This window comes from Nonomuraea dietziae, from assembly GCF_014195505.1.
In the GTDB taxonomy this organism is placed as follows: Bacteria; Actinomycetota; Actinomycetes; order Streptosporangiales; family Streptosporangiaceae; genus Nonomuraea; species Nonomuraea roseola.
In genome coordinates this window covers 8,797,768-8,821,491 of the sequence record NZ_JACIBV010000001.1, presented here as the reverse complement: position 1 = coordinate 8,821,491, position 23,724 = coordinate 8,797,768, and the positions used below count along the sequence as shown (strand labels likewise).

Below are 23,724 nucleotides of genomic sequence, written 5' to 3'. Positions count from 1 at the left end.
GTGCGATCTTGACGTGAAGAGGGCGGACGGCGTCACTGTGCGCGCGGCCGCGAGACGGAAGCCTTGGGGCATCACCTTCCGAATCGAGGCCCTCATGACCGTCCTGCTCGAACGGCCGGCGACACCGGTCAAGACCAGGGACACCTTCATCGACGTCCTGAGGATCGCCGGGATGGCCCTGGTGGTGTTCCAGCACTGGACGATCCCCGTACTGGCCTACGACGGTGTCCGCCTGACCACGGGCAACGCGCTGTCCACGCCGGGCGTGTGGGTGATCACCTGGATCAGTCAGGTCATGCCCCTGGTGTTCTTCGCCGGCGGCGCGGCCAACGCGATCAGCTTCCGCCGCGCCCACGGCACGGCGCCCGCGTGGCTGGCGGTACGGCTGCGGCGGCTGGCCTGGCCCGTGCTGCCGCTGGCGGCGGTGTGGATCCCCTTCCCTCAGGTGCTGGCCACGCTCGGGGTGCCCGAGCAGCCGCTCGAGGTGGGCTCGCGGCTGACCGGTCAGCTGCTGTGGTTCCTCGCCGTCTACGTGATCGCCGTCACCGCGACACCGCTGATGCTGAGGCTCCACGACAGGTACGGCCTGCTCGCCCCCCTGGCCCTTGCCGGCGGCGCGGTCGTCACCGACCTGGTCAGGTTCACCTCGGGCCTCGACGCGATCGGCTACCTCAACATCCTGTTCGTCTGGCTCGCCGTCCACCAGCTCGGCTTCCTCTACGCCGACCGCCGCATCACGCGCCCGGGGCTGCTGGCCGTGGCGGGGTACGGCGCGGCGGCCCTCCTTGTGGCCTTCGGCCCCTACCCGGGCAGCATGATCGGCCTGCCGGGGGCCGAGATGTCGAACATGGCGCCGCCCACGCTCGCCATGCTGGCCGTCGCCCTCGGCCAGGTGGGTCTCGCCACGCTGCTGCGGCCGTGGATCACCCGGCTGCGCACCGACCGGCTGGTGGCGTGGGCGGGGCCGAGGATGATGACCGTCTACCTCTGGCACATGCCGGCGCTGTTCGCGGTGACCGGCGTGGTGGTCGTGGCGCTGGGCGCCGACACCCCCTCGCCGGGGAGCGTGGGCTGGCTGCTCGGCTGGCCGGTGTGGTTCGGCGCGCTCTGCCTGGTGCTCTGGCCGCTGCTGCGCGGCTTCGCGCGATTCGAGGAGCCGCCCGCCCTGCCGTACGGCAGGGCCACGTGGGGCACGTCGCTGGCGGCGGCGGCGCTGGTGGGCGGCGGTCTGCTGGGCCTGACCGTCTACGGCTTCGCGCCGGGGGGCGCGCCCGTCCTGTCGACGCTGGCCATCGCGGGCGGCCTGCTGCTCACCGCTCCCCGCGCCCGGCTCTGAGCCTCACCGGGGGGCCTCGCCGAGGGGGTGGAGGTGGGCACCGCCGAGGGGGTGAGGGACGGCGGCTCCTCTCGCAGGTGCGGCCCGAGGAGGGTGGCCCAGGCCCTGGCCATCTTGGCGTACTCCTGCTCGCAGCGCATCGCCCTGTCCACCGGCAGGGAGCCGTCGGCGACCAGGGGCAGGAAGGCGTTGTGGTTCGAGCCGTACAGATAGCACATGACGTTGTAGTAGCGCTGACCGCTCAGCGAGTGGTCGTCGGCGAAGTCGCCCTGTTCCAGCGGCCCCGTCTCCGTCTCCTTCGACATCCTGCCCCACGCCTCGATCGTGCTGATGATGGAGCCGTAGTCCTTGTCGTCCTCGGCCTCGGTGATGAGCACCAGCGCCGACAGCTGGTCGACGGCGTCCTCCTCCTTGCCCGTGGTCGGCAGGTCGTAGAGGTCGATCAGGGCGTGCCCGAGCTCGTGGAAGTAGATGCCGTTGAGCGCGCCCACCACGTGCTCGCCGACCTCCTGCGCGGTCGGCTTCTCCTCCCCCTCCGCCGGCTTGGCGAACAGCTCCGCCAGGTAGTCGGCCATCTCGTAGCACATGGTGATCGTCCGCTCCTCCTCGTCGTAGAAGGCGTTGACCGTGTCGCACTGTTTGGCGATCACCGGGATGTTCTGCGGCGGGACGAACCCGTCGTTGGCCGCCTCGGCCCACCCCTCGACCAGATGGTTCTGCCGCATCTTCTTCTCCGTCGGGAGCAGCGCCTTGTCCCGCGGCGTCTCGTACGAGGGGACGAACGCGAACGTGCCCGTCGCACTGGGCGTGGGCGTCGGCGTGGGCGTGGCGGGCGCGGCGGTCGTGACGGTGGGGGTGACCGGGGTCTCCCGCGTGGGCTGCGTGGTTCCACACCCGGCGAGCACGACGGCCAGCACGACGGCCACGAGCGGTCGAGGTCTCATCACACCATGGAATCAAATCGTTACGTTGGGCTGTCCACCGGGTGTCCCTTGACAAGATCTCGTTAACCGGTTGCCCGCTGAACTTGGCAAGATGGAGAGGGTGAGCCTCATAGACCGCCTTCCCGAAGAGATCGACGCCGATCCCGATGCCATCTTCGACGCGTTCGTCGCGTGGAACTCCGAACGGGGGCTCACTCTCTACCCCGCCCAGGAGGAGGCGCTCATCGAGGTGGTCTCCGGCAACAACCTGATCCTCTCCACCCCGACGGGGTCGGGCAAGAGCCTGGTGGCGGCCGGCGCCCACTTCGCCGCGCTCACCCGCGACCAGCGCACCTTCTACACCGCGCCGATCAAGGCGCTGGTGTCGGAGAAGTTCTTCGACCTGGTGTCGCTGTTCGGCACCGAGAACGTCGGCATGATGACGGGCGACGCCAGCGTCAACCCCGGCGCCCCGATCATCTGCTGCACCGCCGAGATCCTCGCCAACGTCGCACTCCGCGACGGCGCGGCGGCCGACATCGGTCAGGTCGTCATGGACGAGTTCCACTTCTACGCCGAGCCCGACAGGGGCTGGGCGTGGCAGGTGCCGCTGCTGGAGCTACCCAATGTGCAGTTCGTCCTGATGTCGGCCACGCTCGGCGACGTCACGATGTTCAAGGACGACCTCACCCGCCGCACCGGCAGGGAGACCTCGGTCGTCAAGCACACCGAGCGTCCCGTCCCCCTCGTCTACTCCTACCGGATGACGCCTCTTCACGAGTCTCTCGAGGAGATGCTCAGCACCGGGCAGGGCCCCGTCTACGTGGTGCACTTCACCCAGGCCTCCGCCATGGAGCGGGCCCAGGCGCTCATGTCCATCAACATGTGCTCCAAGGCCGAGAAGGAGGCCATCGCCGCGATGATCGGCGGCTTCCGCTTCACCACCAGGTTCGGCAAGGCCCTGTCGCGGCTGGTGCGCCACGGCATCGGCGTCCACCACGCCGGCATGCTGCCGAAGTACCGCCGCCTGGTCGAACGCCTGGCGCAGGCCGGGCTGCTGAAGGTCATCTGCGGCACCGACACCCTCGGCGTCGGCGTCAACGTGCCGATCAGGACCGTACTGTTCACCGCGCTGTCGAAGTACGACGGCAACAAGGTGCGCCGCCTGCGCGCCCGCGAGTTCCACCAGATCGCGGGCAGGGCGGGCCGCGCGGGCTTCGACACGATCGGCTATGTCGCCTGCCAGGCCCCCGAGCACGACATCGAGAACGCCAAGGCGCTCGCCAAGATCGGCGACGATCCCAAGCGCCGCCGCGGCTACGCCCGCAAGAAGCCGCCGGAGGGCTTCGTCGGCTGGAGCGAGGAGACCTTCGAGAAGCTGCAGACCGCCGAGCCCGAGCCGCTCGCCTCGCGCTTCAAGGTCAGCAACGCCATGCTGCTGGCCGTCATCAACAGGCCGGGCGACTGCTTCGCCGCGATGAAGCACCTGCTGACCGACAACCACGAGGACCGCAAGTGGCAGCGGCGGCACATCAGCCAGGCCATCGCGATCTACCGCTCGCTGCTGGCGGGCGGCGTGGTCGAGCAGCTGGCCGAGCCCGACGAGCAGGGCAGGAGGGCGAGGCTCACCATCGACCTGCAGGAGGACTTCGCGCTCAACCAGGCGCTGTCCACCTTCGCCCTCGCCGCCTTCGACCTGCTCGACACCGGCTCGCCCAGCTACGCCCTCGACATGGTCTCGATCGTGGAGTCCATCCTCGACGACCCGCGCCAGGTGCTCGCCGCCCAGCTCAAGAAGGCCAGGGGTGAGGCCGTCGCGGAGATGAAGGCCGACGGCATCGAGTACGAGGAGCGGATGGAGGCGCTGCAGGAGGTCATGTACCCGATGCCGCTCGAGACGCTCCTGCTCGGCGCCTACGAGACCTACAGGCGCGGTCACCCGTGGGTGGGCGATTACACCGTCAGCCCCAAGTCGGTGGTGCGCGACATGTACGAGCGGGCGATGACCTTCACCGAGTACATCCAGGTCTACGACCTGTCCAGGTCGGAGGGGGCGGTGCTGCGCTACCTGGCCGACGCCTACCGCACGCTGAGCCGTACGATCCCCGAGCACCTGAAGACCGAAGACCTCGTCGACCTCATCGAGTGGCTCGGCGAGCTGGTGCGTCAGGTCGACTCGTCGCTGATCGACGAGTGGGAGAAGCTCAGCAACCCCGAGAGCGCGCTGGAGGAGTCGCAGGCGCTGGAGACCAAGGTCAGGCCGGTCACCGGCAATCCCCGCGCCTTCAGGGTCCTGGTCAGGAACGCGATGTTCCGCCTGGTCGAGCTGTGCGCCGTGGAGAAGGAGGCCGAGCTGGCCGAGCTCGCCCCCGATGTCGACTGGAGCGCCGCGCTCGACGCCTACTACGACGAGCACGAGGAGATCCTCACCGACGCCGACGCGCGCGGGCCCGGCCTGCTGCGCATCACGGAGGAGAAGGAGCTCTGGAAGGTGCGGCAGGTCGTCAAGGACCCCGCGGGCGACGGCGACTGGGGCATCGACGCGCAGGTCGACCTGGCCGCCTCCGACGAGGAGGGCCGCGCCGTCCTGCACGTCATGGGCCTGAACCGGCTGTGACTGCGGCGTCGGCGGGGTTCAGAGGGTGGTGAACGTGTGCCGGAACGGACTGGCAAGGACGTTCCGGCACACGTCTCCCTCAAGGGTCGCCGTCAAGACCTCGCGTTCGTGTCATGATCACGTCTCAAGGTCGTGACAATCAGCACGAGGCGATCGAGCAGATCTTCGCCAGCATCGTCCTGGCGTCCTTGGTCTGGGCCGCGAAGTCGCTCGCCGCCGGCTTGCCCCACTCCCCCGCCTGCGAGTAGAGCACCAGGGCGTTCCCCCTGCGCGCCACGATCGCCCGCTCACCGCCGATCGCCGCCCTGCGCCCGTCGTAGCTCTGGCCCGTCACCGCGAGCCCTTCGTCCCCGAGCGCCGCCTTCTTGCCCACGTACCGGTAGTCGGGTCCTGGAGACTTGACCGTGGCGCACGTCCGCAGCGCCGAGCGCAGCCCCGCCATCGCCTGCGTGGCGAGGTCGGCGGAGGAGAAGAGGATCACCTGCTCGGACTTCTGGAAGTCGGGCACGGAGGTGTAGACGATCGTCCGCGCCGCGACCCTGCCCGCCGAGGCGAGCTTCGCCTTGTCGCAGGGGTTCACGGTCAGCCGCGCCGACGTGCGGCCGCTGACGGCCCAGTTGGTCTCCGGGTTGTCGTCCTTCGTGGCCGCGGCCTTCTCCCACAGCAGGAAGCCCTGGGGGATGGTGGCCGAGGCAGTGGCGGTGAGCGCGAGCGCCCCGGCGAGCAGGAGGTTGGTCATCACGCAGGGTCAGACGTTCAAGGTCGTCGAATGGTTCAAAATGGCGGTATGAACGACGAAGAGATCCGGCGAGTCCTCGGGCTCCTCCACCAGGACGACACGCTCAGGGCGTTCGCCTCGCTGGTGCTCGGCCAGCCCCCTGAGCAGGGTGAGGAGTGCCTGGAGCGGCTGGGCCGCGGCGGGCTCGCCGTCAGGGACGAGGACGGCGGCTGGCGGGCTCGGCCCGAGCGCTTCCGCGAGCTGCTCAAGGCCGCCGCCCCGCCGGCGCGCAGGCTGACCGGCGAGGAGCGGGTGCTGGAGGCCTTCCTCGTCGACGGGCGGCTGAAGGAGATCCCCGCCAGGTGGGAGAAGCGGATGGTCGTGCTGCGCCACATCTCCAGGGTCTTCGAGCCCGGCGTCCGCTACCCCGAGAAGGACGTCAACGTGCTGCTGCGCGCCTTCCACGACGACCACGCCGCCCTGCGCCGCTACCTCGTCGAGTCGGAGCTGCTGTCCAGGGAGGCCAACGTCTACTGGCGCAGCGGCGGCCCCGTGGACCTGTAGCGGGCCCGGCCGCCGCCTGTCGCCTAGCCGCCGAGGTACTTCTTGGCGCCGTCGTGCAGCTGCACGGGATCGGTCTTGACCGCGGTCTCCTTGGTGATCTCCGAGGCCGCCTTGGAGACGGCGACCAGGTCGGCGTGGTGGTCGAAGATGAGCTTGGTGATGCTCTCGGCCAGCGCGGCGTCCATCGACTCGTTGACCACCAGCAGGTTGGGCACCACGATCGTGGCCACGTCGGCGGGCGCCTGGTAGACGTCCTTGCCGATGCTGCCGGCCGCGTAGACCTGACCGTGCTCGGCCTGGAGCTTGGGCAGCACGTCGTCGAGCGGCACGAAGACCGCCTCGGCCTTCAGGCTGGTGGTCAGGTCGGTGATGCCCGGCGTGGGCAGACCACCCGACCAGATGAGCGCGTCGAGGCCGCCCGACTTCATGGCGTCGACGCTCTCGGGCAGGCCGAGCGCCTGCCTGGTGACGTCCTTGTCGGGGTCGAGGCCCGCCGCCTTGAGCAGGCGCAGCGCGATCACCTCGGTGCCCGAGTTGGGCGAGCCGGTGGAGACGCGCTTGCCCTTGAGGTCGGCGATGCTCTTGATCCCCGAGTCGGCGGTGGCCACGACCTGCGTGTAGTTGTTGTAGAGCCTGGCGATCGCCCTGATCGGCTGCGGCGAGGTGAAGGCGCCCTTGCCCTGCACGGCGTCGGCGGCCGAGTCGGCGAGGGAGAAGCCGATGTCGGAGTCGCCCTTCACCACGCGCTGGATGTTCTCCACCGAGGCGCCCGTCGCCTCCGCGGTGGCCTCGTAGCCGGGCAGGTGCTTGGAGATCAGGTCGGCCAGGCCGCCGCCGAGGATGTAGTAGACGCCTGTGGTGTTGCCGGTGGCGATCGACAGCCGCTTCCCCGCTCCGGTGGTGCTCTGCTCGGCCCTCTCGGCGCCTCGGTCGCCGCCGCAGCCGGTCAGGGCGGCGGCCAGCGCCGCCGCCACCACGATGGACAGAACCCTCATGTGCGTCTCCTCACTAGATGGACGGCCAGCGCCAGCAGGGCGAGACCCGACCCGATCGCGATCGGCACCGGCGACAGGACCAGCAGCAGCAGCGCGGCCACCCCGCACAGCACCCGCTCGACAGGGCCCGCGAGCCCGCCGGTGGCCACGGCGAGCACCACGACCGCCAGCGCGGAGGCCGCGAACGTCCAGGCGATCTGCCAGGGTGTCCCCTGCCCCAGCAGCGCCCCTCCAGCCGGCGTCAGCACGAACGCGAAGGGCACCAGGAAGGCGGGCAGGGCGTACTTCCACGTCGCGATCATCGTCCGGTAGGCGTTGCCACCGGTCAGCGCCGAGGCGGCGAACGCCGACAGCGCGGTCGGCGGGCTCACCTCCGACAGCACCGCGTAGTAGAAGATGAACATGTACGCCTCGGGGAAGCTGACCCCGAGCTTGGTCAGCGCGGGCCCGATGATGACGGCCGCGATGACGAACGACGCGGTCACCGGCACGGCGAGGCCGAGCAGCAGCACCGCCACCGCGCACATCACGGCCGTGGCGATCAGGTTGCCGCCCGACAGGCCGACGATGAGCGAGCTGACCTTCAGGCCGAGCCCCGTCAGCGTGACGACCGCGACGATCGTGCCGGCCGCCGCGCAGGTCGCCGCCACGGGCAGCACGCCCTTGACCCCCGCGGCCAGGGCCTCGGCGGCCCTGCGCGGGGTGAGCGCGTGCTCGCGGTCGAGGAAGGACAGCGCGAAGGCCAGCAACGTCGCGTAGACCACCGCGCGGAAGGGCGACTGGCCCATCGCCATCAGGATGACGATCACGAACAGCGAGCTGAAGTGGTAGCCGAACCGCCTGACCAGGGGCCACAGCCGGGGCGCGTCGACCTGGACGGCCCGCGTGCCGTACTTCCTCGCGTCCATCTCGATGGCCAGGAAGATGCCCAGGTAGTAGAGCACGGTCGGGATCGTGGCGTAGAGCAGCACCTGCAGGTAGCTGACCCTGAGGTACTCGGCGATGATGAACGCCGCAGCGCCCAGTGTGGGCGGCGACAGGATCGCGCCGATGCCCGAGGCGGCCAGCACGCCGCCGCCCTGCTCCCTCGGGTAGCCGGCGCGCTTGAGAATCGGCCAGGCCACGCTGCCGACGCTCACCGTGGTGGCCACGCCCGAGCCGCTGACCGTGCCGAGCAGGAAGCCGGCCATGGTGACCGTACGGCCGGGGGCGGAGCGCGACCTGCGGAAGGCGGCCATCGACACGTCCACGAAGAACTTGCCCGCGCCGGAGTGGTCGAGCACCGCGCCGTAGATGGTGAACAGGATGATGTAGGTGGCCGCCACGTCGAGCGGCACGCCGTAGACGCCCTCGGTGCCCATGGTGAAGGCGACGACGATGCGGTCGAGGTCGTAGCCCTTGTGCCCGATCGACCAGCCGACGGGGATCCAGCCTCCCCAGTAGGCGTAGGCGACGAAGGCCAGGCAGACCGCGGGCAGGATCCAGCCGACGGTCCTGCGCGCCGCCTCGAGCACCAGCACGGTGATCGCCAGCCCCGCCGCGATGTCGAGCGTGGTCGGGTCGAAGGCGCGCCTGATGAACTCGTCGAAGACGACGAGCGGATAGAGGCAGGCCGCCAGCGCCAGCGCCGCCAGCAGCCAGTCGAGGACCGAGGGCCGCTCCTTGTCGCGTCCGAAGCACACGAACACCAGCGGCAGCACGACGGCGAGGAAGCCGATCCTGTACGGCTGGATCGCGCCGGGGAAGAACGTCCACCACAGCACGTAGAGGGCCAGGCCGAGCGAGATGACGGTGACGAGCGCGGAGACCCGGCCGCCGAGCTTGCGCACGGGCCGTTCGGCGTCGTATTCGGCGATCAGGTCCTCGGTGGAAGAGGCGCTCACGGTGGGCAAGTTACCCACGTGAACCGACAGTAAGTCAAGAGATCGTCTGCCGGCGGGCACGCCGGGCGCTCAGCCGCCTGAGATGTCGGACTCGGCGTCCTCGGGCACGACGCAGTCGTAGGGATCGTCGAGCCAGCCGTCGGGCAGGTGCACCCTGTCGCGCTCGCCGGACTTGCCGCGAGGGGTGTCGGTGTTGGGCGGCCACGGCTGGTCGCGCTCGAGCTTGGCCAAGCTCGAGCGCAGTCCTTCGAGCGACTCGGCCGTCGCCAGCTCGCGCCGCAGGTCGGCGCCTACGGTGAAGCCCTTCAGGTACCAGCCGACGTGCTTGCGGAAGTCGGCGATGGCGTAGCGCTCGATGTCGAAGCACTCGGTGAGGCCCTCGGCGTGCCTGGCCATCGTGTCGGCCACCTCGCCCAGGGTGGGCCTGGCCCGCTCGTCGCTGCCGTTGAAGGCGTTCTCCAGATCCCTGAACAGCCACGGCCTGCCCAGGCAGCCGCGCCCGACCACCACGCCGTCGCAGCCGGTCTCGGCCACCATGCGCAGCGCGTCGTCGGCGCTCCAGATGTCGCCGTTGCCGAGCACGGGGATCTCGGTGACGGCCTCCTTCAGGCGCCTGATCGCCTCCCAGTCGGCGACGCCGCCGTAGTGCTGCCTGGCCGTACGGCCGTGCAGCGCGATGGCCGCCACGCCCTCCTCCACCGCGATGCGTCCCGCGTCGAGGTAGGTGAGGTGGTCGTCGTCGATGCCCTTGCGCATCTTCATCGTGACGGGCAGCGCGCCCGCGTTGGCGACGGCCGCGCGCAGGATGCGCCGCAGCAGGTTGCGCTTGTACGGCAGCGCCGACCCGCCGCCCCTGCGCGTCACCTTGGGCACCGGGCAGCCGAAGTTGAGGTCGATGTGGTCGGCGAGGTCCTCTTCGGCGATCATCCTGGCCGCCCTGCCGACGATGTCGGGGTCGACGCCGTAGAGCTGGATGCTCCTCGGGCGCTCGGAGTCGGCGAACCGGATCATGCGCATGGTCTTGGGGTTGCGCTCGACCAGGGCCCTGGTCGTGATCATCTCGCACACGAACAGCCCGGCGCCCTGCTCGCGGCAGAGCACCCTGAACGGCGCGTTCGTGATGCCCGCCATGGGCGCGAGTACCACCGGCGGCCACACCTCAAAGGGCCCAATCTTCACCTGTTAAGTTCTAGCGCACGTCGAGCCGTGAGTGTTATTCGCGGATAGGGTGTGGCCAGGGATCGTCCAGCGACATTCGGAGGCCATGGATGCTTCTGCGACTGCGCATCGCGCTGCCCGACAGGCCAGGGGCCCTCGGTCAGATCACCCGCGTGCTGGGCGTCGCAGGCACCGACATCACCCAGGTCACCGTGCTCGAACGCGGTGGTGGCAGGGCGCTCGACGACTTCACGCTCTTCTGCCCCGACGGCACCTCGAAGGAGGCGCTGGCCAAGAGCCTGCTGAGCGTGCCCGGTGTGACCGTCGAGGGCGTGTGGACCACCCGCGAGGCCCCCGGCACCTATCCCGAGCTGGAGATCCTCAAGTACATCACCACCGCGGGCGACAGGGCGCTGTCCACGCTGATCGACTCCATGCCCGTCCTTTTCAGCGCCGACTGGGCGGCGGCGGGCACCGACAAGGAGCCCCGCTCCCTGGTCTACTCCAGCTGGCGCGCCCCTGCCGACGTGCCGCTGCCCGAGGCCGCCCCGCCCAGGCCCGTGGCCTCCACGCTCGAGTCGGGCCTGCACATCATCGCCGCTCCCCTGCCCCCGCTGGCGCTCACCCTCATGCTGGCCCGCTCGGAGGGGCCCGCCTTCCACCGCATGGAGGTGCACCGCCTGACCAGGATCCTGGAGATCTTCCTGACCCTGCCGTCGACCGAGCGCATGGTGGCACGGCAGCTCCGCAGGGGCGAGTGATGACGCATCCGCTCGGAAACTCCGCTAGAGTTTTCTCTGTCGCCGCGAACGTGCGGCAACGCGGAAGTGGCTCAGTGGTAGAGCATCACCTTGCCAAGGTGAGGGTCGCGGGTTCGAATCCCGTCTTCCGCTCGGAGAGGCCACATCGTAGGCCTCGCTCGGTGGAGTGGCCGAGAGGCGAGGCAGCGGCCTGCAAAGCCGTCCACACGGGTTCAAATCCCGTCTCCACCTCGGACGATTAGCTCAGCGGGAGAGCGCTTCCCTGACACGGAAGAGGTCACTGGTTCAATCCCAGTATCGTCCACCAGAGCAGCCCCAGGTCAGCGACCTGGGGCTTTCTGCTGTCCCGCGGGGGTCGGACCTCGACGGCCACGGACCCTCGTCTGACCCTCCGGCTGCTGAGGCCGTACCTTCGAAGGCATGACGGAACAGAGCACGGACGTGGACGTCGTCGTCATCGGCGCCGGTCCCGCGGGTGAGAACGTGGCAGGGCGGGTGGTGCGTGGCGGGCTGTCGTGCGCCGTCGTGGAGGATCATCTGGCGGGTGGTGAGTGCTCCTACTACGCCTGCATCCCCAGCAAGGCGCTGCTGCGCCCCGTGGAGCTGGCCGCCGAGGTGGGCAGGGTGCGCGGGCTGAGGCTGGAGGGCCCGATCGACGTGCCCGCCGTCCTGGCCGCCAGGGACAAGGCGGTCGCCGGCCTCGACGACAGCGGCCAGGCCGGCTGGATCGCCGGCCTGCCGGCCACCCTCGTGCGCGGCAGGGGACGCGTGGCGGGCGAGCGGCTCGTGGAGGTGACCGGCCCCGACGGCACGGTGACGCGGCTGCGGGCCAGGCACGCGGTGGTCCTGGCGACCGGCAGCGTCCCCGTCGTCCCCGACGTTCCCGGGCTGGCGGCGGCGCGGCCCTGGTTCAGCAGGGACGCCACGACGGTGAGCGAGGTGCCGGGCAGGCTGGTGGTCCTCGGCGGCGGGGTGGTGGCCTGCGAGATGGCCCAGGCCCTGCACGCCCTCGGCGCCACCGAGACGACGCTGCTGGTGCGCGGCGACCGGCTGCTCGGGCGGATGGAGCGCTTCGCCGGGGAGCTGCTGGCCGACTCGATGCGCGAGGCGGGCATCGACGTGCGCATGGGCGCGAAGGTCACGGGGGTCGAGCGCGCGTCGGACGGCGGGCCCGTCACGGTCCATCTGGCGGGCGGGGAGCAGGTGGAGGCCGACGAGCTGCTGGTGGCCACCGGCCGCCGTCCCGCCACCGACGGCCTCGGCCTGGACCTCGACGGTGCCGTCGAGGTGGACGACAGCATGCGGGTCCCCGGCTCCGACTGGCTGTACGCCGTGGGCGACGTCAACGGCCGCAACCTGCTCACCCACATGGGCAAGTACCAGGCGCGGGTGTGCGGTGACGTCATCGCCGCCCGCGCCGCCGGCCGCCCCGACGACGCCCCCTCGCTGCGCGACAGCGCCGACGGGCGCGGCGCTCCTCAGATCGTGTTCACCGATCCGCAGGTGTGCGCGGTCGGCCGTACGGAGGAGGCGGCCCGCGCCGAGGGCTTCGAGGTACGGGTGGTGGAGTACGACCTGGGCAACGTGGCGGGCGCCTCGCTGATGGGCGAGGGGTACAAGGGCCGCGCGAAGGCGGTCGTCGACGAGCGCCGCAGGGTGCTGCTCGGCGTCACCTTCGCGGGGCCCGCGGTCGCCGAGCTGCTGCACGCGGCCACCATCGCGGTCACGGCCGAGGTGCCGCTGGAGACGCTGTGGCACGCCGTTCCCGCCTTCCCCGCCGTCAGCGAGATCTGGCTGCGCCTGCTGGAGGAGTACGGGCTCTGACGCGTCGCCTCGCCCGCATCTGCTCGGCCGTGATCTGCTCGGCCGTGATCTGCTCGGCCGTGGCGGCGGGATCTCCCGCCCGTGGCAGCCGGTCGCCCGTTCGCCGCGGGGGATAGTGTCGCCGTATGAGGATCACGACGGTGCAGGGGGACATCACCGAGCAGGAGGTGGACGCCGTCGTCAACGCCGCCAACTCCTCGCTGATGGGCGGCGGCGGGGTCGACGGCGCCATCCACCGGCGCGGCGGTCCTGCCATCCTCGACGAGTGCCGCGCTCTCAGGGCCTCCAGGTACGGCGACGGCCTGCCGACGGGCCAGGCCGTCGCCACGACCGCGGGGAACCTGCCGGCCCGCTGGGTGATCCACACGGTCGGCCCGGTCCACTCGCGCGAGGAGGACCGGAGCGCGCTGCTGGCCTCCTGTTACCGCGAGTCGCTCAAGGTCGCCGACTCCCTGGGCGCGGCGACCGTGGCCTTCCCCGCGATCTCGGCAGGCATCTACGGATGGCCGATGGACGACGCCGCCCGCGTCGCCGTCACCACGGTCAGGGCGGCGAGCACCTCGGTGGAAGAGGTGCGGTTCGTCCTGTTCGGCGCGGACGCGCTGGCCGCCTTCGAACGCGCGCTCAGCGGGTGAGCATCGGCGAGACGGCCGAGTAACCGAGCCCCGTGGAGATCTGGTCGGCCCGCTCGATCACCTTCAGCGCCAGCTCGTCCTGGCGGTTGGGCAGGTCCACGGCCGACAGCGGCCCCGACACCGACAGCGCCGCGACCACCCTGCCCGAGCGGTCGCGCAGCGGAGCCGCCAGGCACGCCCTCCCGAAGGCCAGCTCCTCCACCTCGGTGGCGTAGCCGCGGGTCCTGACCTCGTCCAGCTCGGCCGTCAGGGCCTGCAAGTCGCGGATGGTCCTGGGGGTGTAGGCGGGGTAGGCGGCGCCGATCAGGGCCTCGATGTCGTCCGTGCCGAGGTCGGACAGCAGCGCCTTGCCCATCGCGGTGGCGTGCAGCGGCCCCTTGCTGCCGATCATCGTGTACGCCCTGGGGGCCAGCCTGCCCTCGAAGTGGCACAGGTAGAACAGCGCGTCGCCGTGCCGTTCGGCCACGTTGGCGCCGAGGCCCAGCTCCCCCGCCAGCTCCTGGGCGAGGCTGCGCGCCTGCCGGTGCACGGGCGACTGGTTGAGCGCGACGCCTGCCAGCCCGACGACGGTGGGTCCGAGGCGGTAGAGGCCGCTGCGCTCGTCGTGGGTGACGAAGCCGAGCGCCTCCAGGGTGCCGACCAGGCGCGAGACCGTGGACTGGCCCAGGCCGGAGAGCTGGGCCAGCTCGGAGATCCTCCGTTCGGGGCTCTCTGCCGTGAACGCTTGCAGCAGCGACAGCGCGCGCTCGACGCTCTGGGTGCCGCCGCCGACCTCGCGGGTGCTGGGCCTGGGCATCGGCCTCCGATCTCATGCGTAGGAAAGTCATCCAGATGACGGATGATACATCGGATCCTGTCCCGTCCCCCGGGTGAAGGGGGACGGGGACGCTCCGCCGTCAGATCCAGCGTCCGCGCAGGTCCTCGCGCAGGAAGGCGGCGGGCGAGGCGATGGACAGCCCGCCGTCGACGGGCAGGACCGTCCCCGTGACGAATCCGGCGCCGGCGAGGAAGCGCACGGCCTGCGCCACCTCCTCGGCGGTGCCGGCACGGCCCAGCGGATAGCCTGCCGCCGCGTCGGGGACGCCCTCGCCGCCGATCATGCCGGGAGCCACCGCGTTGACCCTGACGCCGTGCGGACCGTACTCCAGGGCCAGCTGCCTGACCAGCCCTTCGAGCCCGGCCTTGGCCGCCGCGTAGGCGGGCAGTCCTGGCGCGGCGAGGAAGGCGTTGACCGAGCTGACGGCGACGATCGCGCCGCCGTCAGCCTGGCGGCCGGCGGCCAGCCGGGGCAGGGCGGCGCGGCTGACCGCGAAGGCGGTGCCGAGCACGGCGTCGAGCGCGGCGCGCCACTGCGCGTCGGTGGTCTCGGTGATCGGCGCGACCGGCATGACGGCGGCGGCGAGCACGACGACGTCCAGGCGGCCGGCGACGTCGGCCACGGCCTCGACGGCCGCCTCGGCCCCTTCCGCGCTCGCGCAGTCGAGCACCAGGCTCCTGGTGAAGGCGGGCTCGTCGACCTCCTCGAGCGCCACGCCGACGACCGTGTCGCCGTCGGCGGCGAAGGCCCTGCCGATGGCGCGGCCGATCGGCGAGCTGGAGCCGATCACCAGCACGCCTCTCATGCCAGGTCGTCCAGGATGTCGTCGAGCCAGGCCAGGGTGGCGGCGTCGGCGTCGAGCGCGGGCGGTCTGACCGTGGCCGAGGCGATGATGCCCCTGCGGACCAGCACGTGCTTGTGGATCGACCAGGCGATGCCTGGCTGCAGGCCGTACCTGATGAGTGGCAGCAGCCGGGTGAAGGCCGCGCGCGCCCCCGCGCGGTCACCCTCCGACCAGGTGCTCAGGACGGGGGCGAGCAGGTCGGGGAATTCGCAGGCGGGCATGGTGCCGACGGCGCCGCGCGCGTACTCCTCCAGGACGAACAGGGCGTTCTGCCCGCCGAGGACGGCGAAGTCGGCGGCGAGCGCGCCAACCTTGGGCGCGGTCGGCTGGGTCTCGATCTTGACCGACTCGACGCCCTCGAGCTTCAGCAGCTCCACCAGCAGCGAGACCGGCATCGGCACGCCTGTCTGCGCGGGCGCGTCCTGGATCATCACCGGCAGGCCGCCCTCCGCGGCCACCGCGCCGAAGAAGTCGATCACCTGAGAGCCGCTGGGCTTGACCAGGTACGGCGGGAGCAGCATCACCACGTCGGCGCCGTGCTCGGCCGCGGCCCTGACCTGCTCGATCGCGTCGAGCGTGCCGGTGGAGCCGACGCCGGCGACCACCGGGACGCCGTTGCCCGCGACGACGCCGAGGATCTCGGCGCGCTCGGCCGCGGTGAGGGCGAAACCCTCGCTGGCGAAGCCGAAGACCGCCATGCCGTCCACGCCCGACTCGAGCTGGAAGTCCACCAGGCGGCGCAGCGAGGGCAGGTCGAGCGTGCCGTCGGGGTGGAAGGGGGTGGCGAGGACGGGGATCAGTCCGCGGCTCACTGGTGCTCCTCGATCTGGGAGAGGTCGACCTCGACGCCGAGGCCAGGGGTGTCGGACAGGGCGTAGCTGACGGGGGCCGCCGGCGATCGGGGCGGTCAGGACGCGGTCGGCCACGGCCATCGTGCCCGGCTGGTACTCCAGGGCGGGCATCGCCTCGATGGCGGCGGCGAGGTGCACGCCCGCCGCGACCATGACGCCGAGCCCCACTGAGTGGTGCGGGGCCACGGGGACGTGGTGGGCGGCGGCGACCTCGGCGATGGCCATGGCCTCCGTGATGCCGGTGCGGCCGACGTCGGGCTGGCACAGGTCCACGGCCCTGGCCTCCAGCCAGGCGCGGAACTCGTAGCGGTTGCGCATCGCCTCGCCGACGGCGACGGGGGTGGCCAGCGCGGCGGCGAGCTCGCGGTGCGCGGCGAGGTCCTCAGGGACGAGCGGCGCCTCGAGGAACCAGGCGCCACGTTCGTCGAGCGCCCTGCCGAGGCGCAGCGCCTGCGACAGGTCGTAGGCCCAGTGCGCGTCGATGGCGATCCTGAGGCCGGGGTGCGCGGCCGCCACCGCGTCGTAGGTCGCCAGATCCTCCTCCACGCCGTTGCCCAGGTGCAGCTTGACGGCCCTGACCCCGCGGCCCGCCCATTCGGCGGCCAGCGCGGCGCGCTCGGCGTCGGTGGGGCGCGGCAGTCCCGAGACGTAGGTCGGCACCTCGTCGCGGAAGGCGCCGCCGAGCAGGGCGTGCACGGGCGCGCCGTGCAGCTTGCCCGCCAGGTCCCACAGCGCGATGTCGACGGCGGCCATGGCGTCGGCCTGGTGCCCGACGAGGTGGCCGCGCTCGCGCATGAGGCCGCCGAGCCTGGTCCACAGCGGACGCACCCTGCGAGGGTCCTGCCCGAGCAGGGCGGGCGCGAGCAGCCTGTCGATGATCTCCTTGAGCACCTCGGGCGCGACGGGGGCCAGCCCCTCGCCCCAGCCGTACGAGCCGTCGGAGCAGGTGATCCTCGTCAGCACGGTCTCGAAGCGGGAGGAGTAGAGGCTGCGCCATGGCGGGCGCAGGAAGTAGCCCCCTTCCGCCTCCCCTGGATGGGCTCCCAGGTACGCCTCAGGGGGCACGAGCTTCACCACGAAGGTGTCCACTCGCTCGATCTTCACTTGCAACATGCGCAATACTATGGCGTATTACGCATGCAAGTTCCACATTCAGCGGTGACTATGCACCCAGATCTCTCACCACGTTGTCGAGACGATCGGCGAGCGTCTGGAGCTCCTGCTCGGTGGCGTGCTCACCGGGGACGAACTCCCTCAGATCGGAGCGCCTGGCGATGACCAGGCCCCGGTGGGCGTCGTCGACCTCGCCGCCTGGCATGACGACGCAGTCGCCTCGTACGAACACCAGCGTGGCGTCCGGGTCTCCCGACTCCAGAAGCTTCCTGACGCACTCACTGTCGATGAGCGGCATCGTCATCCTCCCCGCTCGCGGTGGCGTTGACCGCGACCACCTACCCGGTTTCGGCGGGAAAACGCGGGTAGCGGGGTGGACATGACGAGCGAACGCGTGGACCCGGACGGTGAACTGCTGTGGGAGGAGTTCCATCGGGTCGTCAACATGACCTCGGAGGAGCTGAGGGTCTGGCTGCTGACGGATGCCTCCGACGAGGAGGCTTTCCGGCCCGGCCCGTCGCTCGGGGCGGCCGAGCTCGGCAGGAAGGTGCTGCACGTGCTGGGCAAGCGCAAGGTCGACCTCACCGACGACGATCTTGCGACCATGCGGGCCACGATCGAGTTCGTCGAGGACCACGCCGAAGGACCCGCCGAGGACGACCGCAGGCGCCACGCCCTGATGTCGGTGGGGCACGACCCGCTGCGTCCCTAGCCGCTCCCGCGATCTGTCGGAGCGCGATGTCAAGCTGGGGGCATGCTCACCACACGGTTCGTTCCAGGAGCGCCGAACTGGCTCGATCTCGGCGCGCCTGACGTGAAGGCGGCCGCCGCCTTCTACTCGGGGGTCTTCGGCTGGTCGTTCGAGCCCGCCGGCCCCTACAGCGGCGACTACGGCTTCCTGCGACACGAGGGCAAGACGGTCGCGGCCATGGGGCCCCTCACCGAGGAGGGCGCCAGGCCGGCCTGGACCACCTACTTCGCCACGCCCGACGCCGACGCCACGGCGCAGCTGGTCGTGCGGCACGACGGCAGGGTGCGCGCCGCGCCGTCCGACGTCTTCACCAGAGGGCGGCTGGCCCTCTTCACCGACCCCGCGGGCGCGGAGTTCGGGGTGTGGCAGGCCGGCGACCTGGTGGGCCTCGACCTGGTCACCGAGCCGGGCTCGCTGGGCTGGCTCGAGCTCCACGTCGCGGATCCCAAGGCGGTCCTGCCGTTCTACCAGGCGGTTTTCGGATGGAGGGCCGAGGCGGTGCCGATGGGTCCCGCGACATACACGGTGCTGTCGACGGGTGAGAGCGAGGACACGAGCTTCGGCGGGCTCGTCGAGCTGATGGAGGGCGAGGGGCCGCACTGGAGGCCGTACTTCGAGGTCTCCGAGTGCGACGGCACGGTATCCATGACCCAGCAGCTGGGCGGCACGGTCGTGGTGCCGGCGGAGTCGGTTCAGGGGGTGGGCAGGTTCGCCACCCTCGCCGACCCGTTCGGCGCCAGGTTCTCCGTGATCACCAGCTCCCCCTGACCTCCGGCAGAGCCCCGGCGGCTCACCGCCACCCGATCCCCGCCGGCCTTCGACGCCTGGCCGTGCGGGTCATTCGGGCCGCTCCGCGGCCGGCTCGCGGCCAGCTCCATGCCAGTTCCGCGGCCGGTTCCCTGCCGGTTCTATGGCGGCTCCCTGCCGGTTTCCCGCCATTCGGCGGGGCGGATGGCGGTTCATCTCCGCCTTGCGGTTGTGAGGAACCACCCCCGCCACGCACGATCGAGATGCACGTCCCCGACCGGAAGGCTGCACGCCGATGACCCACCACCCCAACCTCGACCCCGAGCTCGCCGCCGCCATCGGGGAGCTGGTGATGCCCGACGCGGCCTCGCTGACGCCCGCCGACCTGCCCTCACTGCGGGCCCAGGCCGCCGCCATGGTCGCCGCGTCCGCGGTGGACGACCCGCTCGTCACCGTCGAGGATGTGAGGGTGCCCGGTCCCGAGGGCGCCCCCGACGTACGGCTGCGCGTCTACCGTCCCGCCGGGTCCGACCGGAGCGCCCTGCCCTGCCTGTACTGGATCCACGGCGGCGGCATGGTCATCGGCAGCCCCGAACACGACGACGCCTTCGTCGGGCGCTTCGTGAAGGAGGTCGGCTGCGCGGTGGTGTCGGTCGACTACCGCCTCGCGCCTGAACACCCCGACCCCGCGCCGATCGAGGACTGCTACGCGGGCCTGCTCTGGACCGCCAAGAACGCCGCCGAGCTGGGCATCGACTCCACACGCATAGCGGTCGGCGGGGCCAGCGCGGGCGGCGGGCTGGCGGCGGGCACGGTGCTGCTGGCCAGGGACAGGGGCGGCCCCGACCTCGCCTTCCAGCTGCTGGTCTGCCCCATGCTCGACGACCGCGACAACACGCCCTCGACGGTGCAGTTCGAGACGGCCGTGGTGTGGAACAGGGCGGCCAACGTCTTCGGATGGACCTCACTGCTCGGCGACAGGCGGGGCGGCGACGACGTCTCGCCCTACGCGGCTCCCGCCAGGGCCGACGACCTGTCGGGGCTGCCGCCGTCGTTCATCGACGTCGGGGAGCTGGAGGTGTTCCGCGACGAGTGCCTCACCTACGCACAGCGCCTGGCCCAGGCGGGCGTCTCCACCGAGTTCCACCTCTACCCCGGGGCCTTCCACGGGTTCGACCTGATGGTTCCCGACGTGGAGGTGAGCCGCGCGGCGGGAGCGGCCCGCATCACCGCCCTGCGCCGCGCCTTCCTCCGCTGACCGCGTTCTCGGCGCCCGCGTCGAGCGTCGACAGCCGCGGCAGAAGTCCACGGACAGGGCCAGAGTGATCAGGAATTCCCGTGGATTCGCTGGAGGGGGGCATAGTCTGGGACAAAAATCCGTCTCCTTATCGGGGGTCGTCTTGTCCGACCAGCAGTCCTACCCGTACGGCGAACCGCCTTCGCACACGCCTGATCCCCAGGGCGCCTCCGCGGAGCCGTACGGCACGCAAGCGCCCTCCGGGTCGTACGGCGCCTCCCAGCCGGGCGGATACGGCGCGCAGCCTCCCAGCGGCTACGGCCAGCAGCCCGCCGGCGGCTACGACGCGCAGGCCCCGGTCGCCTACGGCTTCCAGCCCGCAGGGAGCTACGGCACATCGCCCGCAGGAGGTTACGGAGCCCAGCCCGCATCCGGTTACGGCGCGCAATCCGGGAGCGCCCAACCTCCGGTTGGCTACGGCGCGCAGCCGTCGAGCGGCTACGGCTCCCCCGCACCGGGAGGATACGGCGCGCAGCCCTCGAGTGGATACGGCTCGCAGGCGTCCGGTGCCTACGGGGCGCAATCCTCCGGAGGATACGGCGCGACCTCGTCATCCGGTTACGGCTCCCAGCCTGCCAGCGGCTACAGCGCACCCCCCGCGGACGGCTACGGCCAACCTTCAGGCGGTTACGGAGCCCAGCCCTCGAGCAGTCATGGAGCCCAACCCTCGGGTGCTTACGGAGCCCAGCCCTCGAGCGGTCATGGAGCCCAACCCTCAGGCGGCTACGGATCGCCGCCCTCAGCGGGCTACGGCGCGACCCCTTCAGGGGGTTACGGAGCCCAGTCCTCAGGCGGTTACAGCCCCCAGCCCTCGAGTGGATACGGCTCGCAGGCGTCCGGTGCCTACGGGGCGCAGTCCGGCGCGCCCGTGCCCTATGGCCAGCAGATCCCCGGCCCGTTCGGACACCCTGCCGTCCCCTACGGCCACCAGGGGATGCCCGTCCCACGCGCCGCCCGCAAGGAGCCCGCGATCTCCTTGCTGCTGTCGTTCTTCTTCCCCGGCGTCGGCTCGATGATCAACGGCGACACGGGCAAGGGTGTCGGCATCCTGCTGGGCTCCTTCGCGACGCTGTTCTTCGGCTTCCTGCTCACGTTCGTCATCGTCGGATTCCTGCTGCTGCCCGTCGCCTTCGGCTTGTGGATCTGGGGACTGATCGACGCCTACCAGGGCGCCGTGAAGGCCAACCAGCGCAACGGCTACCCCGGCTGAGCAGGCCCGGCACCCGGCGGTGATTGAGGTACCGCCAGGAATCGACGCAGACCCGGTGCACACCTCACCGGGCCTGCCACACCACCGACAATCCGCCCAGCCCGACCCACCACGACCGGCTGACCACCCCAGCACCCAACCGCCATCCACGTGCCACCCGAACCGACCGCGACCCCCGCGCACCCCCTCACCGGGCCTGCCACCCCACCGAAGGCCCGCCCAACCCGACCCACCACGACCGACGCCCGCCCAACCCGACCCACCACGAACCGGCTGACCACCCCAGCACCCAGCCGCCATCCACGTGCCACCGGCACCGACCGCGACCCGGTGCACCCTCACCGGGTCTGCCACGCCATCTGACGGCCCGCCCAGACCGACCCAACCGAACGCAGCCCGTCATAGGCCCCCGTCGGCGATGCCCGGGCCCCGATTCGCCGCACCCGCGCCACCCGAAGGCCACCGGCGACGGGCGGCCCGCGTGGAGACGAACAGCGCGCTGCCGCCGTCCCGCCGTGAAACCGCAGGCAGGGCCTCGTGAGACCGTCCACCGACCAGTCATGATCTGGGAGCGCTCCCAATAATTCGGGTCGCCGATTGTTACTGGCAGTGGCGATTTGGGGCGACAACTCGCCGAAACAGTAACGGTTACATCTCGGGACATTGACGTTCTCGCACAGTTCCGCCAATCTTCGTGGGAGCGCTCCCAAATACACAGTGCGGCCTGATCGTGGCATCGGGGACCGATCGCGGCGCGCCTTCCATGACTCGGATGAGGGGTTCGGAATGTTGAACAGCAAGAACCGCGGCAGGCCGCTCGCGGCCGCAGCCGTCGTGAGCGTGCTGACCGTCACCGCGGCCGCGTGCGGCTCGGGCTCCACGGGGGACGGCACCGCCGCCACCACGTCCTCGGCGTCCGCTCCCGCCGAGAAGGTCACCATCACCGTGCAGACCTTCGGCAGCGGCGAGAACTTCGGCTACGACTCCGCGGTCGCGGAGTGGAACAAGAGCCACCCGAACATCCAGATCAAGTACGACAACCTCGCGGGCAACTTCGAGTCCGAGTACCTTCCGCAGGTCAACCAGTGGCTGGAGGCGGGAAGCGGCGCGGGCGACATCATCGGCATCGACGAGAGCGGCATGGGCCAGATGGCCGCCCGTCCGCAGCACTTCGTCGACCTCGCGCAGTACGGCCTCGACAGCCGCAAGGCCGACTTCCCCGAGTGGAAGTGGAACACCGGCGTCAACAAGGACGGCAAGCTGTTCGCCCTCGGCACCGACGTCGGCGGCATGGCCATGTGCTACCGCAGCGACCTGTTCAAGAAGGCGGGGCTGCCGACCGACCGTGAGGAGGTCGCCAAGCTCTGGCCCGACTGGGACTCCTACCTGAAGGTCGGCCAGCAGCTCAAGGCCAAGCTGCCGAAGACCAGCTTCGTCGACGGCCCCGTCACCATCTTCAACACGCTGATGGTCCAGGAGGCGGGCAAGGCCGGCAACCTGACCTACTTCGACAAGGAGCAGAACCTCGTCGTCGAGTCGAACCCCGCGGTCAAGACGGCCTTCGAATTCACCAAGAAGCTGAGCGAGGCTGGGCTGAGCGCCAAGCTCGCCGCCTGGACCGACGAGTGGGCGGCGGGCCAGAAGAACGGCTCCTTCGCCACCATGGCCTGCCCGAGCTGGATGCTGGGCGTGATCTCGGGCAACGCCGGCGAGGAGAACGCCGGCAAGTGGGACGTCGCGGCCGTGCCCGGCGGTGCGGGCAACTGGGGCGGCTCCTGGCTGGCGATCCCCGCGCAGAGCAAGCACCCCAAGGAGGCCGCTGAGGTCCTGAACTACCTCACGGGCAAGGAGGGTCAGCTGCACGCGTTCAAGGAGGCGGGCGGCGTGCCGAGCACCCTGGCCGGTCAGAAGGACCCCGTGGTCGCCGACGCGGTCAACGACTACTTCAGCAAGGCGCCGAGCGGCAAGATCTTCGCCGAGTCGACGCAGTCGGTGAGCCCGATCTTCTTCGGAGAGAAGCACACCCAGGTCCGCGCGGCCGTCGAGCAGGTGCTGCTGGGCGCCGACCAGGGCTCGGTGAAGTGGGGCGAGGCCTGGGCGAAGTTCGTGGCTGAGGGTCAGATGGCGGCCGGCTGACCCGGCAGCCCACGCCCCCCGATCGGGGCGGCCGGAGCGGGCATGGTCACCGCCTCCGGCCGCCCTCCCACGAAGAGCCCCCGGGGAAGCCATCCCTGACAGGCGACTTCCTGAGAAGACCCTTCCCACGGGAACCGCCGTCCATGAAGGCGAAGGCGCTCCTCCCACGCACGGGCCCACCTGCCTGCGGAAGGCGCCCACAAGGGAACCTGCCGTCCGTGGAGGGCGAGGCACCCGTCTTACGGAGATCGCCCGCGAACGGAGACCCTTCCCATGGGAATCGGCCGTCGGTGGAGGGCGAGGCGGCGTTCCCACGGAGGTCATCCGCCTACGGACCCTTCCCACGCAACCAGCCATCCACACAAGACGAGCCGGCCTTCCCACGGAGATCACCCGCCTACGGACCCTTCCCACGGCAACCAGCCATCCACACAAGACGAGCCGGCCTTCCCACGGAGATCACCCGCCTACGGACCCTTCCCACGGCAACCAGCCATCCACGCAAGACGAGGTGCCCTCCCCCGGAGATCACCCCTATGGAAGA

20 protein-coding genes and 3 tRNA genes are annotated in these 23,724 nt (G+C 70.9%); 14 read left to right on the top strand and 9 right to left on the bottom strand.

All coding sequences use genetic code 11. From position 1 onward, the window contains the following. Positions 1-94 precede the first annotated feature (94 nt). Positions 95-1,336: an acyltransferase family protein gene (locus tag FHR33_RS41925; RefSeq protein WP_183659673.1), complete on the top strand. Its 1,242-nt coding sequence runs from the start codon at positions 95-97 to the stop codon at positions 1,334-1,336. Here the strand turns inward: FHR33_RS41925 and FHR33_RS41920 are convergent. Further along, the gene (locus tag FHR33_RS41920) at positions 1,246-2,280 is read right to left on the bottom strand and encodes a DUF4344 domain-containing metallopeptidase (RefSeq protein WP_183659672.1); all 1,035 of its coding nucleotides are present in this window, start codon (positions 2,278-2,280) and stop codon (positions 1,246-1,248) included. The genes FHR33_RS41925 and FHR33_RS41920 overlap by 91 nt on opposite strands. Before the next feature lie 91 nt (positions 2,281-2,371). On the opposite strand from FHR33_RS41920, the gene FHR33_RS41915 reads away from it, so the two are divergent. Next, a complete protein-coding gene (locus FHR33_RS41915; protein ID WP_183659671.1) occupies positions 2,372-4,876 on the top strand; it encodes a DEAD/DEAH box helicase in 2,505 nt (834 codons plus the stop codon). Positions 4,877-5,015: 139 nt separating this feature from the next. On the opposite strand, the gene FHR33_RS41910 is transcribed toward FHR33_RS41915, so the two are convergent. After that, positions 5,016-5,618, bottom strand: coding sequence for a hypothetical protein (locus tag FHR33_RS41910; RefSeq protein WP_183659670.1), 603 nt, complete (start codon positions 5,616-5,618; stop codon positions 5,016-5,018). A 45-nt stretch (positions 5,619-5,663) separates the two neighbouring features. Here FHR33_RS41910 and FHR33_RS41905 point away from each other — a divergent pair, with 45 nt between their 5' ends. After that, positions 5,664-6,158, top strand: a complete 495-nt coding sequence (locus FHR33_RS41905) for a DUF2087 domain-containing protein (protein ID WP_183659669.1) — start codon at positions 5,664-5,666, stop codon at positions 6,156-6,158. Positions 6,159-6,181: 23 nt separating this feature from the next. Here FHR33_RS41905 and FHR33_RS41900 read toward each other — a convergent pair whose 3' ends face one another. The 3 genes from FHR33_RS41900 to dusB all read right to left on the bottom strand — a co-directional run bounded on the left by FHR33_RS41900 (position 6,182) and on the right by dusB (position 10,215). Beyond that, positions 6,182-7,153 (bottom strand): TAXI family TRAP transporter solute-binding subunit, encoded by a 972-nt coding sequence (locus FHR33_RS41900; protein ID WP_183659668.1) that lies wholly within the window; start codon positions 7,151-7,153, stop codon positions 6,182-6,184. Continuing rightward, positions 7,150-9,036: a TRAP transporter permease gene (locus FHR33_RS41895; RefSeq protein WP_221241460.1), complete on the bottom strand. Its 1,887-nt coding sequence runs from the start codon at positions 9,034-9,036 to the stop codon at positions 7,150-7,152. The genes FHR33_RS41900 and FHR33_RS41895 overlap by 4 nt, the downstream gene beginning before the upstream one ends. Positions 9,037-9,105: 69 nt before the next feature. Continuing rightward, the gene (dusB, locus tag FHR33_RS41890; protein ID WP_312895983.1) at positions 9,106-10,215 is read right to left on the bottom strand and encodes a tRNA dihydrouridine synthase DusB; all 1,110 of its coding nucleotides are present in this window, start codon (positions 10,213-10,215) and stop codon (positions 9,106-9,108) included. A gap of 89 nt (positions 10,216-10,304) precedes the next feature. Between dusB and FHR33_RS41885 the strand changes: the two genes are divergently transcribed. The 6 genes from FHR33_RS41885 (at position 10,305) to FHR33_RS41860 (ending at position 13,414) form a co-directional block, all read left to right on the top strand. After that, complete coding sequence (locus FHR33_RS41885) at positions 10,305-10,955, top strand: ACT domain-containing protein (protein ID WP_183659666.1); 651 nt, start codon at positions 10,305-10,307, stop codon at positions 10,953-10,955. Between the two features lie 60 nt (positions 10,956-11,015). Beyond that, a tRNA-Gly gene (locus FHR33_RS41880) sits at positions 11,016-11,087 on the top strand. A 28-nt stretch (positions 11,088-11,115) separates the two neighbouring features. After that, a tRNA-Cys gene (locus FHR33_RS41875) sits at positions 11,116-11,186 on the top strand. Position 11,187: 1 nt separating this feature from the next. Beyond that, positions 11,188-11,262, top strand: a tRNA-Val gene (locus tag FHR33_RS41870). Positions 11,263-11,375: 113 nt separating this feature from the next. Continuing rightward, entirely contained in the window at positions 11,376-12,779 is a 1,404-nt protein-coding gene (locus FHR33_RS41865) for a dihydrolipoyl dehydrogenase family protein (protein ID WP_183659665.1), read from the top strand. A 125-nt stretch (positions 12,780-12,904) separates the two neighbouring features. Beyond that, positions 12,905-13,414, top strand: a complete 510-nt coding sequence (locus FHR33_RS41860; RefSeq protein WP_183659664.1) for an O-acetyl-ADP-ribose deacetylase — start codon at positions 12,905-12,907, stop codon at positions 13,412-13,414. Here the strand turns inward: FHR33_RS41860 and FHR33_RS41855 are convergent. The 4 genes from FHR33_RS41855 to FHR33_RS41835 all read right to left on the bottom strand — a co-directional run bounded on the left by FHR33_RS41855 (position 13,404) and on the right by FHR33_RS41835 (position 17,337). Beyond that, positions 13,404-14,210: an IclR family transcriptional regulator gene (locus tag FHR33_RS41855; RefSeq protein WP_183659663.1), complete on the bottom strand. Its 807-nt coding sequence runs from the start codon at positions 14,208-14,210 to the stop codon at positions 13,404-13,406. The two genes, FHR33_RS41860 and FHR33_RS41855, sit on opposite strands and share 11 nt — an antisense overlap. A gap of 100 nt (positions 14,211-14,310) precedes the next feature. Next, positions 14,311-15,036, bottom strand: a complete 726-nt coding sequence (locus FHR33_RS41850) for an SDR family NAD(P)-dependent oxidoreductase (protein WP_183659662.1) — start codon at positions 15,034-15,036, stop codon at positions 14,311-14,313. Continuing rightward, complete coding sequence (locus FHR33_RS49410) at positions 15,033-17,039, bottom strand: dihydrodipicolinate synthase family protein (RefSeq protein WP_221241459.1); 2,007 nt, start codon at positions 17,037-17,039, stop codon at positions 15,033-15,035. The genes FHR33_RS41850 and FHR33_RS49410 overlap by 4 nt, the downstream gene beginning before the upstream one ends. 49 nt (positions 17,040-17,088) lie before the next feature. Next, the gene (locus FHR33_RS41835) at positions 17,089-17,337 is read right to left on the bottom strand and encodes a hypothetical protein (protein ID WP_183659660.1); all 249 of its coding nucleotides are present in this window, start codon (positions 17,335-17,337) and stop codon (positions 17,089-17,091) included. A gap of 81 nt (positions 17,338-17,418) precedes the next feature. On the opposite strand from FHR33_RS41835, the gene FHR33_RS41830 reads away from it, so the two are divergent. The 5 genes from FHR33_RS41830 to FHR33_RS41810 all read left to right on the top strand — a co-directional run bounded on the left by FHR33_RS41830 (position 17,419) and on the right by FHR33_RS41810 (position 23,180). After that, positions 17,419-17,751 (top strand): DUF3140 domain-containing protein, encoded by a 333-nt coding sequence (locus tag FHR33_RS41830; protein WP_183659659.1) that lies wholly within the window; start codon positions 17,419-17,421, stop codon positions 17,749-17,751. Positions 17,752-17,793: 42 nt separating this feature from the next. Then, complete coding sequence (locus tag FHR33_RS41825) at positions 17,794-18,558, top strand: VOC family protein (RefSeq protein WP_183659658.1); 765 nt, start codon at positions 17,794-17,796, stop codon at positions 18,556-18,558. Positions 18,559-18,832: 274 nt separating this feature from the next. Further along, positions 18,833-19,795, top strand: a complete 963-nt coding sequence (locus FHR33_RS41820; protein WP_183659657.1) for an alpha/beta hydrolase — start codon at positions 18,833-18,835, stop codon at positions 19,793-19,795. A 907-nt stretch (positions 19,796-20,702) separates the two neighbouring features. Next, positions 20,703-21,044, top strand: coding sequence for a hypothetical protein (locus FHR33_RS41815; RefSeq protein ID WP_183659656.1), 342 nt, complete (start codon positions 20,703-20,705; stop codon positions 21,042-21,044). Between the two features lie 786 nt (positions 21,045-21,830). Beyond that, positions 21,831-23,180: an ABC transporter substrate-binding protein gene (locus tag FHR33_RS41810; protein ID WP_183659655.1), complete on the top strand. Its 1,350-nt coding sequence runs from the start codon at positions 21,831-21,833 to the stop codon at positions 23,178-23,180. Positions 23,181-23,724 lie beyond the last annotated feature (544 nt).